This is a genomic window from Sphingobium sp. DEHP117 (assembly GCF_030867385.1).
In the GTDB taxonomy this organism is placed as follows: domain Bacteria; phylum Pseudomonadota; class Alphaproteobacteria; order Sphingomonadales; family Sphingomonadaceae; genus Sphingobium.
On sequence record NZ_JAPFBJ010000001.1, the window covers coordinates 1,399,271 to 1,414,423 of the forward strand.

Annotated in this window: 15 protein-coding genes and 2 pseudogenes; 6 read left to right on the plus strand and 11 right to left on the minus strand. The window is 64.9% G+C overall.

Going from position 1 to position 15,153, the window contains the following annotated elements:
• Positions 1–40: 40 nt before the first annotated feature.
• From OOT33_RS06930 to OOT33_RS06970, 9 genes are all read right to left on the minus strand, one after another.
• Positions 41–463, minus strand: a complete 423-nt coding sequence (locus OOT33_RS06930) for a DUF2958 domain-containing protein (protein WP_058454893.1) — start codon at positions 461–463, stop codon at positions 41–43.
• 210 nt (positions 464–673) lie between these two features.
• Entirely contained in the window at positions 674–1,678 is a 1,005-nt protein-coding gene (locus OOT33_RS06935; protein WP_307749246.1) for a tyrosine-type recombinase/integrase, read from the minus strand.
• Positions 1,675–3,039, minus strand: a complete 1,365-nt coding sequence (locus OOT33_RS06940) for a tyrosine-type recombinase/integrase (protein ID WP_307749247.1) — start codon at positions 3,037–3,039, stop codon at positions 1,675–1,677. Before OOT33_RS06940 ends, OOT33_RS06935 begins: the two co-directional genes overlap by 4 nt.
• Positions 3,036–4,268, minus strand: a complete 1,233-nt coding sequence (locus tag OOT33_RS06945; RefSeq protein ID WP_307749248.1) for a tyrosine-type recombinase/integrase — start codon at positions 4,266–4,268, stop codon at positions 3,036–3,038. The genes OOT33_RS06940 and OOT33_RS06945 overlap by 4 nt, the downstream gene beginning before the upstream one ends.
• Before the next feature lie 116 nt (positions 4,269–4,384).
• Positions 4,385–4,573 carry a zincin-like metallopeptidase domain-containing protein gene (locus OOT33_RS06950; protein WP_307749249.1) on the minus strand — a complete coding sequence of 63 codons (189 nt, stop codon included), beginning with the start codon at positions 4,571–4,573 and terminating at the stop codon, positions 4,385–4,387.
• Positions 4,574–4,908: 335 nt separating this feature from the next.
• Positions 4,909–6,255: an NAD(P)/FAD-dependent oxidoreductase gene (locus OOT33_RS06955; protein WP_039574902.1), complete on the minus strand. Its 1,347-nt coding sequence runs from the start codon at positions 6,253–6,255 to the stop codon at positions 4,909–4,911.
• Positions 6,237–7,016, minus strand: coding sequence for a mercuric reductase (merB, locus tag OOT33_RS06960; RefSeq protein ID WP_025549114.1), 780 nt, complete (start codon positions 7,014–7,016; stop codon positions 6,237–6,239). Before merB ends, OOT33_RS06955 begins: the two co-directional genes overlap by 19 nt.
• Before the next feature lie 9 nt (positions 7,017–7,025).
• On the minus strand, positions 7,026–7,253 hold the full coding sequence (locus OOT33_RS06965) for a GDCCVxC domain-containing (seleno)protein (protein ID WP_025549113.1): 228 nt from the start codon (positions 7,251–7,253) through the stop codon (positions 7,026–7,028).
• Positions 7,246–7,605 (minus strand): hypothetical protein, encoded by a 360-nt coding sequence (locus OOT33_RS06970; RefSeq protein ID WP_017184393.1) that lies wholly within the window; start codon positions 7,603–7,605, stop codon positions 7,246–7,248. Before OOT33_RS06970 ends, OOT33_RS06965 begins: the two co-directional genes overlap by 8 nt.
• A gap of 74 nt (positions 7,606–7,679) precedes the next feature.
• On the opposite strand from OOT33_RS06970, the gene OOT33_RS06975 reads away from it, so the two are divergent.
• The 6 genes and pseudogenes from OOT33_RS06975 to OOT33_RS07000 all read left to right on the plus strand — a co-directional run bounded on the left by OOT33_RS06975 (position 7,680) and on the right by OOT33_RS07000 (position 11,930).
• Complete coding sequence (locus OOT33_RS06975; protein WP_017184392.1) at positions 7,680–8,096, plus strand: helix-turn-helix domain-containing protein; 417 nt, start codon at positions 7,680–7,682, stop codon at positions 8,094–8,096.
• A 237-nt stretch (positions 8,097–8,333) separates the two neighbouring features.
• Positions 8,334–9,566 (plus strand): tyrosine-type recombinase/integrase, encoded by a 1,233-nt coding sequence (locus OOT33_RS06980; protein WP_307749248.1) that lies wholly within the window; start codon positions 8,334–8,336, stop codon positions 9,564–9,566.
• A complete protein-coding gene (locus OOT33_RS06985) occupies positions 9,563–9,997 on the plus strand; it encodes a hypothetical protein (RefSeq protein WP_307749250.1) in 435 nt (144 codons plus the stop codon). The genes OOT33_RS06980 and OOT33_RS06985 overlap by 4 nt, the downstream gene beginning before the upstream one ends.
• Positions 9,976–10,152, plus strand: coding sequence for a hypothetical protein (locus tag OOT33_RS06990; protein WP_307749251.1), 177 nt, complete (start codon positions 9,976–9,978; stop codon positions 10,150–10,152). The genes OOT33_RS06985 and OOT33_RS06990 overlap by 22 nt, the downstream gene beginning before the upstream one ends.
• Before the next feature lie 94 nt (positions 10,153–10,246).
• Positions 10,247–10,930, plus strand: coding sequence for a tyrosine-type recombinase/integrase (locus OOT33_RS06995; protein WP_307749252.1), 684 nt, complete (start codon positions 10,247–10,249; stop codon positions 10,928–10,930).
• A pseudogene (locus tag OOT33_RS07000) lies at positions 10,927–11,930 on the plus strand (site-specific integrase). Before OOT33_RS06995 ends, OOT33_RS07000 begins: the two are co-directional and overlap by 4 nt.
• Before the next feature lie 60 nt (positions 11,931–11,990).
• Here the strand turns inward: OOT33_RS07000 and OOT33_RS07005 are convergent.
• Both OOT33_RS07005 and OOT33_RS07010 read right to left on the minus strand, forming a co-directional pair.
• Positions 11,991–12,824, minus strand: coding sequence for an ArdC-like ssDNA-binding domain-containing protein (locus OOT33_RS07005; RefSeq protein ID WP_307749253.1), 834 nt, complete (start codon positions 12,822–12,824; stop codon positions 11,991–11,993).
• A gap of 155 nt (positions 12,825–12,979) precedes the next feature.
• Positions 12,980–15,153: pseudogene (locus OOT33_RS07010) on the minus strand (integrase).

Sequence of the window (15,153 nt, forward strand, 5' to 3'; positions counted from 1 at the left end):
GGGCGGGACCGGCACTCGATGCGGCGAAACGCGCCGCGCGTCACCCGCCTCGGGGCGGAAGCTCCTTGCCGTTGCGGCTGTCGGCCGCGCGGCGAAGTTCGGTTTCAGCGAAGATGATCGCGCCCGCCCGCCGCGCGGTCTCGGCCCATGTCGAGAGCGGGGCGAACGGTTCGAAATGCTCGTCGCGCTCGATGAACAGGCCGAAGGGCAAGCGGACGCTCGCCATTTCGGACAGGCTGAATGTGCCGAGTTCGGGAAAGCCGAACCCCAAGTCGGCAAGGCCGAACAGCGTGTCGTCATCATCGTAAAGCTCGGTCGCGAGCCATGTTGCCGCGCCCAAGGGATTGAAGAATTTGACCAGCGGAACGGGATCGGGTTCTGGCGCGCCATCGCGCGCGGCGGCGCAGCGGGCCAAGTCGTTCGCGCGCAGCGCGAAGCGCAGTTCGGGGGTCAGCAGGATCATGCCGCCGCCCTCCGCTCGTCGCTTTCGCTGGCCTCGGTATGGCGCGCCATTATCCAGTCGGCGGCCTTGCTCGCCGCGCTCGCGGCGCAGAAGATGGCGCGATTGTCCTCGCGCAAGACCTCCAGTAATCGCGAGGTGTCGATAATGTGAAGGAACGCGGCCAGATTGGCCGAGTTCTGGGGTTTCCTGCCAACGTTCCTTCACATTATTTCAAAGCGTGTCGAGCCAGGCGAGCACGCTTGTATCGCGCTTCCACGAAGGCTGACCGCCGGGTGTTGTCGGAACGGCGACCTGTTCCAGGGCCTTTCGCTTCGTTTCAAGATTGGCCCTGGCATAGTGGTTGGTCGTGTCGAGGCTCACGTGGCCGAGCCAACTGCGGATGACTGTAACATCGACGCCCGCAGATATGAGGTGCACGGCGGTGGCGTGCCGGAAGGCGTGCGGCGTCACGTGCTTGGTACGCAGCGTTGGTGTGGCTTCGGTCGCCGCCTTTACGTAGGCGGCAAGCTTGAATCGGACGCCCGACGCGCTGAGCGGTTCGCCATAGCGGTTAACGAACAGCCGTTGGTCAGGCGCCCGTGGTTGCCGTTCGAGCAGCTTCTTCAGCAGCAAGGCTGTTTCAGGCCAGAGCGGGCAGATGCGTTCCTTCCGTCCCTTGCCGGTCAAGCGCACGCAGCTCGGACTTTCGAACCGGATTGCTTCGGGGCACAAGTCGAGCGCTTCCTGTATTCGTGCGCCGCTGTTGTAGAGGAACGAGAGCAGCACATGATCGCGCATGCCTTCGAGCGTCGAACGGTCAGGCTGGGCAAGAATTGCCGTCACTTCCGCCGGATCCAGATAGCAGGGCTCCGATACCGGCGTGCGCTTGACGGGTATGTTGAGGATTTCGACGCATTGCGCGATCGATGCAGGATCCCTGGTCGCCACGAAGTGGAAGAAGCTGCGGATTGCGGCAAGCCTGCAGTTGCGCGTGCCGATCGTGCCGCCGCGCTCATGTTCAGCGTAACTGAGGAACGCGGAGACCTCGCTTGCGGCCAGATCAGTCATCGTAATCATAGCCACCTTCCTTCCAGCCCGCTGTGCGACGAACCGCAAGAACAGCCGCCAGGTATCGCGGTATGATCGGACTGTATGGATGGATGCGTTGCGCTGCTCGACCAGCCATTCGTAGAAGAACGCGCGCATCAGTACCGGGAACGGGTTGGCCTTGCTCATGTCTGCACCTCCCGCTCCATGCTGAGGCAAGGTGCGCCCACCATGCGGAACCGCTCGTTTGCGTAATGCAGCAGATCCTGGGTGACCGTGATGTAGACCAGCGTAGAGTTGATATCCCGGTGGCCGAGGTAGGTCGCGAGGAATGGCAGACGGTCCTGCGGGTTGATGCCCGTCCTGTACCATTCGAGGATCCGGTTCACGACCATCGAGTGGCGCAGGTCGTGCAAACGCGGTCCCGTTCGCCCCTGCGGTGGCTTCAGCCCGGCACGGCGTATGACGTCAACGAGCAGCCAGGCGACGGCTTGCTTCGTATAGCGGCCGCTCCGCTGCTCGTGCCAGAACAGACCTGACCTCGGATCCTGCGGGGCACCCGCGCGACGCCGCACATCGATGTACGCCCGAAGTTCGGCCATCACAGTGTCGGGCAGCGGCAGTATCCTTGTCTTGTAGAACTTGGTCTGCCGTATAGTGATCGTGCCGCCCTGAAGATCAACATCCCCCAGATCAAGGCGGGCAACCTCGCTGCGCCGCAGGCCCGCGCAATAGGCGAGCAGAAGCATCGTGTAGACACTCAACGGGCGAAGCGACGCTCGCGGAGAGGGGTAAGAGCGAGCAATGTCGAGCATATGCTGCACGTCGGCGGGCGTATAGATATGAGGTTTGCGCCATTGTTTGGCCACTTCCTTCCCCGGACGTGGGTCCGGTCGGCGCGGTGGGATCGACGGATCCCGGTGGCGGAGTATCTTCGCAAGGACGCGCTTCAGCTTTTCGCATTCGGCAGGATGATTGCGCGTGGCCTTCGCCGCCGCCCAGTGTTCGAGCATCACCCCGATCGGTTCATCCTGCAGCGCCGGGTTCAGCTGTAGGAACCGGTCGAACCGCAAAAGCCACACAGGCTGCGTGGTATATTTGTACCCCCTGTTGCGCATCAGCGTAACGTGCTCGGCCATGATCGCGCCCAGCACGCTGCCGAACGGTTTGGGCTGATGCAGTTCGGCAAGGGCTTGTTCTGGATCGCGTGAAGCCAGAGCGCGCCAGACCGGCATGCACTGCTTGACGTTGCACTCCTTGCGCAGGACGACGACGGGATTGCGGTGGATCGCCCCGGTTTGCACAAGGTGATCGAGGAACCGGTCGATAATGCGGGTGCGGTGGAGCAGCGTCGTCGCTGTCCAACGGTCGGACCACGCCCGCAACCAGGCTACCAGCACATCTTGGCCGAGTTCGGTGTGGCGCGCGGCGACGTCCTGGAAGCTGTAGAGCACCTGTTTGTAATAGGTGCGGCTGTTCTTGCTGCGCAGGCCAAGGTCCGCGAGATAGCGCGCGATCAACAGTCGTTCGGGATCGGGCCATGGCGTCATGACAGCACCTCCGATCCCGGAACGTCGAGCGCGATGGCCCGCAGGTCTTCGGTTGCCAGCTTGAGATACGGAGCGGTAGATTCCGTCGAACGATGACCCAGCATATCGCCGATCACCTTTTGCGGGACCGAGGCGCGCAGCATCTCGACCGCGCGGGCATGTCTGAAGATGTGTGGCCCACACTTCCCCGGTGGCTTGACCCCGGCATCCCGGATTCGCCGGAAGACGGCACTATGCAGCACCCGGAGCCTTCCATAGGGTGCACGGGTCCGCACGAACACTTCGCGGGCGTCGGTCTGCGGTCGTCCCGAGCGCAGATAGCTGAGGATGGCTTCGCCCACCGGAGCCATCAACGGCAGATAGGAACAGGCACGGGTCTTGGTGTGGAGGATGCGGATCGATTCCGTCCGCCAGTCAATATCCTCGATCTTCAGATTGCGGATTTCGCCGGACCTCAGACCATAAGTCGCCAGCAGTTGCAGGATCGCCTGATCTCTGAGCCCGATAGGCGTTGTGTCTTTGCTCGCGGTTTCCAGAACGGCGGCGATCTGATCGCGCTCCAGGATCGAGGGCACCCCTTCATAGGCATACAATAGCGGGGCGATGACGTGCGGCGACAAGTCGATTGCGGTGCGGCGCGTACGGTGCAGATAACGCAACAGCGAGCGAAGACGCTCCGCCACGTCCTTCACCGATTTGCGCGTTTGGTGCGGGCTGCGCATATCCATGTAACGGTCGATGTCGCCGACGCTCATTTCCACCAGGCTGTCGACGCCGCATCGATCAAGCTGCCAGGTCAGGAAGTTCCGACCTTCCCACATCAATGCGTAGATGCTGCGCTCCGCAAGGCCCCGCTCCTCGCGCAGCCAGATCTCGTATTCGTCGCAAATCGTAAAGCGCAGCGTGTCAGCAGCACATGTCGCTTTGGGCGCGGGTGGCCAACGGCCCTGTGCAAGCCGCAGTAGGGCGTGGATTCCAGAACGCGGAATGGAGTGCCAACACGGCCCTGGTGGTCGGCCATGACGTTTGCGGAACATCGTGATCGCATGGTGCAAATAGTACCCCACCTGCGCCTCGGTCACCTCCGCGATCGGGATGCTGCGCCGGGCAAGATAGTCGAGGAACCCGCGCGCATAGGCGCAGTAGTTCCCGGCCACCACCGGGCTGTATCGTTGGCTGGTCAGTACGGATCTGAGTTCGGAGATCAGTTCGCAATCGGTATTCGGCATTGACGGCTCCTCTGCTGGTCAAACGACCGCAGAGGTTCGTCGAGAAATAATGCGGAGCAAAGCCCGTCAGATAACGTCGCAATTCTGCGCATTTCAGACACTGAAACTGCGTTCCTTCACATTATCGACACCTCGCGATTACTCGAGTTATGCTCACCTCGCCATAACCTGGCCCATGATGCCAGATAATCGGCATGGCGCACGGTCGGTTCGATGCCAAGCGCGGCGCAGAGGAAGGCGCTACCCATTTCGGCCACATATCCTGACAGTCCAGCCCCAATCCGGGGTTCGAGGAAGAAAACCATCGGCTGCCTCCAGCACTGCCCAAAAACCGCATCGGCCTCCCCCGAGGCGGGGGTGGGCGGCGAGAGCGACCGAAGAGGCCCGTTCGAGCGGCGGGCTGCACCCGCAGGGGCGAAATGAAATGGAGCAGCCCGGCGAAGCCGGGGCTTGCAGCCCGCCGTGGCGGGCCTAGCAGGGAGCGCCGACCACCTCCGCGTCGGAAGGGAGGCCCAAAAAGTAGCGCCGCCGCGTCAGCGGCGTCCGCAGATCAGGCGGGCGACAGCCCGCTATCGTCTTTCGCGACAGGCTGCCGCCCGCCCGCGGGCGAGCACTGGTGACGGATCGTGCGCGGCGTCGCCTAGAGCATGTAGCCGATATCCGAGGCGCCGGTCGGATAGGCAAACATGGTGGAGCGTAGATCGGCCGCGGTGAGGCCGTGGCGGATGGCCAGGCCGAAAAGGTTGATCACCTCGTCGGCGTTCGGCCCGACGAGATGCGCGCCGAGGACGAGGTCCGTCCGCTCGTCGATCAGAACTTTGTGGCCATAGACCGGCTCGGCGAGCCGGCGGGCGGTGAACCAGTCCGGCGTCGAGGCCGCGTTAACCCGGAACTTGAGGCCGCTGCGGCGCGCCGCCTCTTCCGAAAGCCCGACGGCGGCGATCGGCGGCACGGTGAAGGCGACGCTCGGAACACCGCGATAGTCGGGCTCGCGCGATGGACCTTGCAGGAGGTTCGCGGCGACGATCTTCGCGTCGTGGCTCGACACCGGGGTCAGGGGCGGCCCGACGCCGGCGGCGTCACCGGCGGCATAGACCCGCGGGTTGGAAATGCTGCGCAGATGCGCATCGAGCTGCAGTCGTCCGTCTTGCACCGCGACCTGCCCGGTGGACAGGTCGAGGCTGCCGAGATCGGGACGACGCCCGGCAGCATGAATGACGAGATCGCAGGCGACCTCCAGGTCCGGCGCTCCCTGGCGAGAGGCACGCACCTGCAGGCCGTCCCCGTTCCGCTCGACCCGTGTGACCGCGGTGCCGGTCTCGATGCGAATGCCGAGCGCCGTGAACCGCGGTGTGAGCCAGCCCACCAGGTCGGGATCGAAATGCGGCAGCAGCCGGCTAGCGCGCTGCAGGATCGTGACTTCGGCGCCGGCACGTGCGGCCAGATGCGAGAACTCCGCGGCGACATAGCCGCCGCCGATCAGCACGATCCGGCGCGGCAGCGTCTCCAGCTCGAGGAAAGCGTCGCTCGTGCTGACCAGCTCCTCGCCTGGAATGCCGAGCGGGATCGGCCCCGCGCCGGTTGCGATCAGGATATGCTGGGCCTGCAACGTCCGACCGTCGACCGCGACCGCGTCCGGGCTTGCGAAGCGCGCTAGCCCGTGGAAGGCGTCGACGCCCAGCTTGGCGTAGCGGCGTTCCTGCTTGGCGGGGACCGGATCGGTAAAGCTGCGCTTGAACGCCATCAGGCTCGGCCAATCGATCGCCAGGTCGCCGCCGACACCATGTCCGGCCATGCGAGCGGCGGCATCGATCGCCTCTTCGCCGCTGACCAGCATCTTCTTGGGATCGCAGCCCCGTAGCGCACAGGTGCCGCCGAACGGGCGGTGGTCGATGACGGCGACGGACCATCCGGCGGCGCGGACCTGGCCGATCGCGACCTGGGCGGCTGTTCCGCTGCCGATGACGATCAGGTCGTAATGGGCCATGGCAATATCCCTCCGAGCATCGGTGCAAAGATCGCGCGGCCGACCTGGAGGGCCTCGCGCAGGGTCAGGCGAATGCCGTCGCGGGCGGTCACGGAACCGTCCATACGCCAGGCTTCAAGATGATCGGCATGGCAGAAGAAAGCCTGCTGAGTGCAGAGCGAAGACGCTGCACAGCCGCCGGTGTAGCGATGACCGGACCAGACGAGAATCCCCTCGGGCACGACGTCGCCCAAGGTGCAGCCCCGGTCGTGGACATGGATCGCAAGCGAGCGCCGGCATTGGCGGCATGACGAGCGGATGAGGCTGGCGTGCGGTGCGATCGTGCAGATCCCCAGCGCGTCGAGGGCGCACATGGCTCCCATCGTGATACCCGCGGCCTCCACCTGATGCTCACTGGGAGCATCGGTGAAAGGATAGGCGCCGCTCACTCGGCCGTCGCCGTCGAGGACCACGAGATCGCGTCCGGCGAGCCGGTGGAGCGCTGCGGCCACGTCGCCGGGCGGGAGCGCAACCGCGGCAGCGATCTCCACCGGCGCCGGCGCGTGGCCCTGGGTGACATAGGCCCGGAGGATGGCACGCCGCACCTCGTCCTCGGTGCTGTCGATGCCATGCCACCTGCGGCCGATAAATGCCGCGAACAGCGCTGTCAGGGCCGAATGGGCGCTTGGCGCGGTGACCGCAGTCCAGTCCGGGACGACGGTGCCGTCGGGGAATGCAACCGTCGGTTCAGGGGCAGCGTCAGCGGGGGTGGCAAGCGTCACGGCTTGTCTTCAGCCGCAGCAGGACGCGCCCTTGCCCTCGATCTGGATCGGCGGACACGGAACGTCGCCATAGGAACAAAAGACGCAGCAATCGCCCTGCTTGGGCTTGAGGACCGCGCCGCAGCCCCGGCAGTCATAGAAAAACTGGCATGCGTTGGTCGGCATCGTCTCGGTCGCCTGATGTCCGCAGTGCGGACAGGTCAGGGTCGAGTGCAGCTCCGGAACGACGTCAGACATAGCTATAACCCGCCCAGAGCAGTGCCGCGCCGACCAATAGGCCGGCGAGAGTGAGGATGCGCGTCCAGCGCGGCGTGCACACGCCGTCCGGGCCGCAGCGCATGGCGGCGAGTTGCTGGCGCAATAGCAGCGCGGCGCCGGCGACGAGGCATAATGCGCCGATCACGAGGAGCGGCGTGCGATAGGGCGCGGAGACGACGGCCACGCCGCTGAGCCAGGCCGCGCCGATGCCGGCGGATGCCAAGAGGATCGGCAGTGCGCAGCAGGCAGCGACGCCGAACGCGGCGGCGATCCCCGCCAGGGTAAGCGCGGCGGTACTTATCCCCTTGGGCGGGCTTGGTGTCTGGGTCACGGGCGACTCCTTGTGGCGGGCATGCAGCTATCCTACCATCTGTAGCGACTACAGACTCAAGAGGTATTTTGAAGATGGCCGCAACCGCCGCGATCCAGATCGGCGAACTCTCGCGCCGTACCAGCTGCAACATCGAGACGATCCGCTATTACGAGCGGATCGGGCTGCTGCCCGTTCCGCCGCGGCGGGGCCGTTACCGCAGCTACGGTCGGGAGGACGTGGCTCGCCTGGGCTTCGTGCGCCGTGCGAGGGAGCTGGGCTTCACCCTTGACGAGGTGCGCGCCTTGCTCGGACTCGCGGCCGGCGGCCAGGCCTCCTGCACCGAAGTCCGCGAGCTCGCGGCGTCGCATCTGCAGGATGTGCGCGCGCGGATCGCGGACCTCAGGCGGATGGAACGGGTTCTGGCAGACTCGGTGCGAGCCTGCGATGCCGGTCAGGATCCGGGCTGTCCGCTGCTTGATGCGCTCGGCGCCGAGGTGCGGGCCGCGTGAGCGTCACGGCTGCTGGGCGTGCATCCAATCGGCCGCCGCCTGCGCCTTGCTGGCCGCAGTGAAGATCGCGCGGCTGTCGTTCTTCAGCACCTGAAGTAATCGCGAGGTGTCGATAATGTGAAGGAACGCAGTTTCAGTGTCTGAAATGCGCAGAATTGCGACGTTATCTGACGGGCTTTGCTCCGCATTATTTCTCGACGAACCTCTGCGGTCGTTTGACCAGCAGAGGAGCCGTCAATGCCGAATACCGATTGCGAACTGATCTCCGAACTCAGATCCGTACTGACCAGCCAACGATACAGCCCGGTGGTGGCCGGGAACTACTGCGCCTATGCGCGCGGGTTCCTCGACTATCTTGCCCGGCGCAGCATCCCGATCGCGGAGGTGACCGAGGCGCAGGTGGGGTACTATTTGCACCATGCGATCACGATGTTCCGCAAACGTCATGGCCGACCACCAGGGCCGTGTTGGCACTCCATTCCGCGTTCTGGAATCCACGCCCTACTGCGGCTTGCACAGGGCCGTTGGCCACCCGCGCCCAAAGCGACATGTGCTGCTGACACGCTGCGCTTTACGATTTGCGACGAATACGAGATCTGGCTGCGCGAGGAGCGGGGCCTTGCGGAGCGCAGCATCTACGCATTGATGTGGGAAGGTCGGAACTTCCTGACCTGGCAGCTTGATCGATGCGGCGTCGACAGCCTGGTGGAAATGAGCGTCGGCGACATCGACCGTTACATGGATATGCGCAGCCCGCACCAAACGCGCAAATCGGTGAAGGACGTGGCGGAGCGTCTTCGCTCGCTGTTGCGTTATCTGCACCGTACGCGCCGCACCGCAATCGACTTGTCGCCGCACGTCATCGCCCCGCTATTGTATGCCTATGAAGGGGTGCCCTCGATCCTGGAGCGCGATCAGATCGCCGCCGTTCTGGAAACCGCGAGCAAAGACACAACGCCTATCGGGCTCAGAGATCAGGCGATCCTGCAACTGCTGGCGACTTATGGTCTGAGGTCCGGCGAAATCCGCAATCTGAAGATCGAGGATATTGACTGGCGGACGGAATCGATCCGCATCCTCCACACCAAGACCCGTGCCTGTTCCTATCTGCCGTTGATGGCTCCGGTGGGCGAAGCCATCCTCAGCTATCTGCGCTCGGGACGACCGCAGACCGACGCCCGCGAAGTGTTCGTGCGGACCCGTGCACCCTATGGAAGGCTCCGGGTGCTGCATAGTGCCGTCTTCCGGCGAATCCGGGATGCCGGGGTCAAGCCACCGGGGAAGTGTGGGCCACACATCTTCAGACATGCCCGCGCGGTCGAGATGCTGCGCGCCTCGGTCCCGCAAAAGGTGATCGGCGATATGCTGGGTCATCGTTCGACGGAATCTACCGCTCCGTATCTCAAGCTGGCAACCGAAGACCTGCGGGCCATCGCGCTCGACGTTCCGGGATCGGAGGTGCTGTCATGACGCCATGGCCCGATCCCGAACGACTGTTGATCGCGCGCTATCTCGCGGACCTTGGCCTGCGCAGCAAGAACAGCCGCACCTATTACAAACAGGTGCTCTACAGCTTCCAGGACGTCGCCGCGCGCCACACCGAACTCGGCCAAGATGTGCTGGTAGCCTGGTTGCGGGCGTGGTCCGACCGTTGGACAGCGACGACGCTGCTCCACCGCACCCGCATTATCGACCGGTTCCTCGATCACCTTGTGCAAACCGGGGCGATCCACCGCAATCCCCGTCGTCGTCCTGCGCAAGGAGTGCAACGTCAAGCAGTGCATGCCGGTCTGGCGCGCTCTGGCTTCACGCGATCCAGAACAAGCCCTTGCCGAACTGCATCAGCCCCAAACCGTTCGGCAGCGTGCTGGGCGCGATCATGGCCGAGCACGTTACGCTGATGCGCAACAGGGGGTACAAATATACCACGCAGCCTGTGTGGCTTTTGCGGTTCGACCGGTTCCTACAGCTGAACCCGGCGCTGCAGGATGAACCGATCGGGGTGATGCTCGAACACTGGGCGGCGGCGAAGGCCACGCGCAATCATCCTGCCTGAATGCGAAAAGCTGAAGCGCGTCCTTGCGAAGATACTCCGCCACCGGGATCCGTCGATCCCACCGCGCCGACCGGACCCACGTCCGGGGAAGGAAGTGGCCAAACAATGGCGCAAACCTCATATCTATACGCCCGCCGACGTGCAGCATATGCTCGACATTGCTCGCTCTTACCCCTCTCCGCGAGCGTCGCTTCGCCCGTTGAGTGTCTACACGATGCTTCTGCTCGCCTATTGCGCGGGCCTGCGGCGCAGCGAGGTTGCCCGCCTTGATCTGGGGGATGTTGATCTTCAGGGCGGCACGATCACTATACGGCAGACCAAGTTCTACAAGACAAGGATACTGCCGCTGCCCGACACTGTGATGGCCGAACTTCGGGCGTACATCGATGTGCGGCGTCGCGCGGGTGCCCCGCAGGATCCGAGGTCAGGTCTGTTCTGGCACGAGCAGCGGAGCGGCCGCTATACGAAGCAAGCCGTCGCCTGGCTGCTCGTTGACGTCATACGCCGTGCCGGGCTGAAGCCACCGCAGGGGCGAACGGGACCGCGTTTGCACGACCTGCGCCACTCGATGGTCGTGAACCGGATCCTCGAATGGTACAGGACGGGCATCAACCCGCAGGACCGTCTGCCATTCCTCGCGACCTACCTCGGCCACCGGGATATCAACTCTACGCTGGTCTACATCACGGTCACCCAGGATCTGCTGCATTACGCAAACGAGCGGTTCCGCATGGTGGGCGCACCTTGCCTCAGCATGGAGCGGGAGGTGCAGACATGAGCAAGGCCAACCCGTTCCCGGTACTGATGCGCGCGTTCTTCTACGAATGGCTGGTCGAGCAGCGCAACGCATCCATCCATACAGTCCGATCATACCGCGATACCTGGCGGCTGTTCTTGCGGTTCGTCGCACAGCGGGCTGGAAGGAAGGTGGCTATGATTACGATGACTGATCTGGCCGCAAGCGAGGTCTCCGCGTTCCTCAGTTACGCTGAACATGAGCGCGGCGGCACGATCGGCACGCGCAACTGCAGGCTTGCCGCAATCCGCAGCTTCTTCCACTTCGTGGCGACCAGGGATCCTGCATCGATCGCGCAATGCGTCGAAATCCTCAACATACCCGTCAAGCGCACGCCGGTATCGGAGCCCTGCTATCTGGATCCGGCGGAAGTGACGGCAATTCTTGCCCAGCCTGACCGTTCGACGCTCGAAGGCATGCGCGATCATGTGCTGCTCTCGTTCCTCTACAACAGCGGCGCACGAATACAGGAAGCGCTCGACTTGTGCCCCGAAGCAATCCGGTTCGAAAGTCCGAGCTGCGTGCGCTTGACCGGCAAGGGACGGAAGGAACGCATCTGCCCGCTCTGGCCTGAAACAGCCTTGCTGCTGAAGAAGCTGCTCGAACGGCAACCACGGGCGCCTGACCAACGGCTGTTCGTTAACCGCTATGGCGAACCGCTCAGCGCGTCGGGCGTCCGATTCAAGCTTGCCGCCTACGTAAAGGCGGCGACCGAAGCCACACCAACGCTGCGTACCAAGCACGTGACGCCGCACGCCTTCCGGCACGCCACCGCCGTGCACCTCATATCTGCGGGCGTCGATGTTACAGTCATCCGCAGTTGGCTCGGCCACGTGAGCCTCGACACGACCAACCACTATGCCAGGGCCAATCTTGAACGAAGCGAAAGGCCCTGGAACAGGTCGCCGTTCCGACAACACCCGGCGGTCAGCCTTCGTGGAAGCGCGATACAAGCGTGCTCGCCTGGCTCGACACGCTTTGAAATAATGTGAAGGAACGTTGGCAGGAAACCCCAGAACTCGGCCAATCTGGCCGCGTTCCTTCACATTATCGACACCTCGCGATTAGCCAGGTTATGGCGAGGTGAGCATAACGCCAGCCAGGAGGCGATATAGGCGGCATGATCGGGACGCGGATCGTGCGCGATGCCGAGGTCGGCAAGCAGGAACGAGGCGGTCAGCTCGGCGGTCGCTTCCTCCATCGCGAGCGCGTCCTTGGTCCACCTGGCGCTGAAATCCCGGTCGAGCCGATGCGCCGCGCCGCTGGCATGGGCACACTCGTGGATATGGGTGCCGTAGAATCCATGCGCGCTACGGAAGGTTGCGAAGTGCGGCATGTAGATGCGGTCTTCGCCGAGATGGTAATAGGCGCTGCTCGACCCGTAGACCGTGTCGATACCGAGCGCGGCGATGAAGGCCTCGGCGGCCGCAAGGCGCTCGCTCTCGGGCAGGACCGGCCCGGGCTCGGGCGCGTAGCCGTCGACCTGATCGGCGTTGAACAGGCTGAACGCCCGGGCGAAGAGCCGCCGTCCCTTGCCGCCATCTTCGTCATCCTGCTCGTCGTCGCGCCGGCTGATCTCCTTCCAGAGGACGCCGAGGCTGGCCTGCTCGCCCTTGCGGACCTGGGCGCCGCGGTCCTGCCACTGACGATAAGTGCCCCAGACCCCGCTCGCATAGCCGCCGCCATAGGCCGCCGCCCAGAGCGACACCGTGTTGATGCCGCGATAGGGCTTGCCGCTGGCGATGTTGGTCGGCCGGGTGACATCGGCGCCGCTGTGATGCCATGGCATGCGCCAGTTGCCCGTACCGGCTTCGATCGCTGCAAGGATCGCCTCGGTGACCCGAGTATAGACGTCGGCTCGTACCTGAGTTGGCATGATCTGAACTCCGCTTGCCCGTCGGGGGCCATCCCCGGCGGCGGAGCTCGACTAGCGCCGGGCACAAGCGCGGTTGCGCACCCGTAGGGCCGCAGCGAAGCGGAGGACGGCAACGCCGTTGCGCCAGCGCGCCGACCGGCGCAGAGCTTCCGCCGTCAGCCGGGGTTGGCCTCCGGCGGCGCGGGGCCGATGGCGTCGATCACGGTAGTGAGCCGGTTGATCTCGGTGGCGAGTGCATGGCGTTGAAGATCCGACAGACGTCGTTCGCGCAGCAATGCCCTGGCATCATCGGCCGCGCGTTCCCAAGCTGGCCTGTGACGGGCGGTGATGCAGGCGTTGGGACAGCGGGTCGGCTCGCACAGCGCCGTGAGCGGCTGCTTGGGATCGGGGGTGGTCACGCGCTTGAGGCAGAGCGCGGTGGCGGGATCGAAGAAGCAATCCGCGAGGAGGCCGACATGGAGGGTTCGCGCGACGCTGGCGAGCATGACACGTAGCCGGGAGCGGTCGGCGATCATGGCGGGCAAGGGCCCGAGCTGCACGGCCGCATCGTCGAGCGTCCGCGCGATGCGTGGTCCCGCCGGCCCCGCGAGTGAGGCACCGCCCTGCCGCCGGTCGAAATAGTCCAGCAGGTCGCCCTGCTGACCGAGCCGGCGCTGCGCCTCGACCTCGGCGCGAAACCCCGATGCGCTGGTTCCGGCATAGCCCTCGAAAGCGGCGACCGAGGCGTGCTTATACTGGATCATGCCGGCGATGGTGCCGAACGGACGGTTGGCGATGTGCCATGCGATGGTGCGGCGGAACTGCCGCGTCGTTATGCGCCACGGCTTGCCACCGGGTCCGGACGGGATGACCGGCACATCAGGGCTGCCGAAGGCAGCGTTGAGGTGGTCGCGGAAGGCGTTGAGTTGGCGGACCACCTCGCTCGACAGATGCGTCTTGGTGGCGGCGCCGGGGCGTAGCACCGGCCAGAGCGTATCGCTGCCGCTGGCGCGCGTCGGTCTTGCCGACAGGCGTTCAAGCACCGCTATCGCGTCTGCGACCGGCTCGATCGTCACCCAGCTCGCCGCCTCGCCCATGGTCGACCGACGCTTGTAGATGGTCGATCGAATGCGATGCCGCTCGACCAGGCCATCCTCGCTGCGCGCGATCGAGAGGCACCCCCGCCGCATCGCCTGCACCTCGCAGTCGCGCATGCCGGTGAGGTAAGCGCACACTATATAGGCGGCCGCCTGAAGCATCCGTTCCTCTTGTGCGAGCGTCTTCGCATCGAAGCGTGCGCGCCATGGCCGACCGCTATCGGGATCAATCGAGATCGGCGTGTCCATGCCGCCCACTTCGACGCCCAGGTCGGCGGCAGCGGCTTCGATCAGGGCGGAGACGCCCTTGGCGAGTCCGAAATGCATGGCCGGTTCCGCCTCAGCATCGACACCGGCATGAAGATGGAGAAGATGGACGTTGATCGGCGGCGTCGCTTCTCCGGTGCGGGGATCGGTGCGCGTGACGCCGTTATGCGCGGTCGTCCAGATCGGCACGCCGCGGCCTTGCCGGGCTCGACGCGCGATATGGCGCTCGAGGCGCGCGCGCTGCCGCAGGCGGCGCTCTGCGCCAGGCAGTCCGCGCTCGGCGGCAAGCAGCCGGGCGCGGCGCGCCTCGAGCCGATCCAGCGCGGCCCGAGCCGATAGAATATCGTGCGCGAAGACGGTGACGTAGCGCAATGACCAGGCGAGCAGTGCGGCGATGACATCTTCCGGAAACCGCGGGGTACGGTTCTCAACGACGTGCCGATAGCCTGCGACGCGGGCGGGTGCCTGTCCGGCCCAGGGCTCAAACGCGAGGCCTCCGCCAGCGAGGCGGTCACGATAGTGATAGAGATCGGAAACCACTTCGAGGAGGTGGCCGACTATGACGGGTCGCCGGGCAGAATCGTGGCGAAGATGCCTGGCATAGGCATCGGCCAGCGCCTGATCGATGCGGCCAAGGTCGAGCCCTCCAAGCGTCAGGCGCGCGAAGGCGAAGAACCGGCGTGCGCGGTTGAATGCCTGGCGGATGCTCGCCGGCGGCAGCTTCGGGCGGTAGCCGGGAAGATCGACGTTGAGGCGGGCGTAGAGATAGGCACGCATCGCCGCCTGCACATCGGCATGTTCGAGCACGTCGAAATGCACGGTGACATGGCAGCGCCGCGCGTTCTCGCGGAACACGGCGGACCGAGATCCCAGCTTGAGTCGCCGACCCGCGACAGCTCTTCGCGGGCGTGGCCCGCCTTGAGCGGCGCAGTGGCCAGCACGGGCCGATCGTCGAACGCGGGTGCGCGGGCATGGGCGGGCGTGAT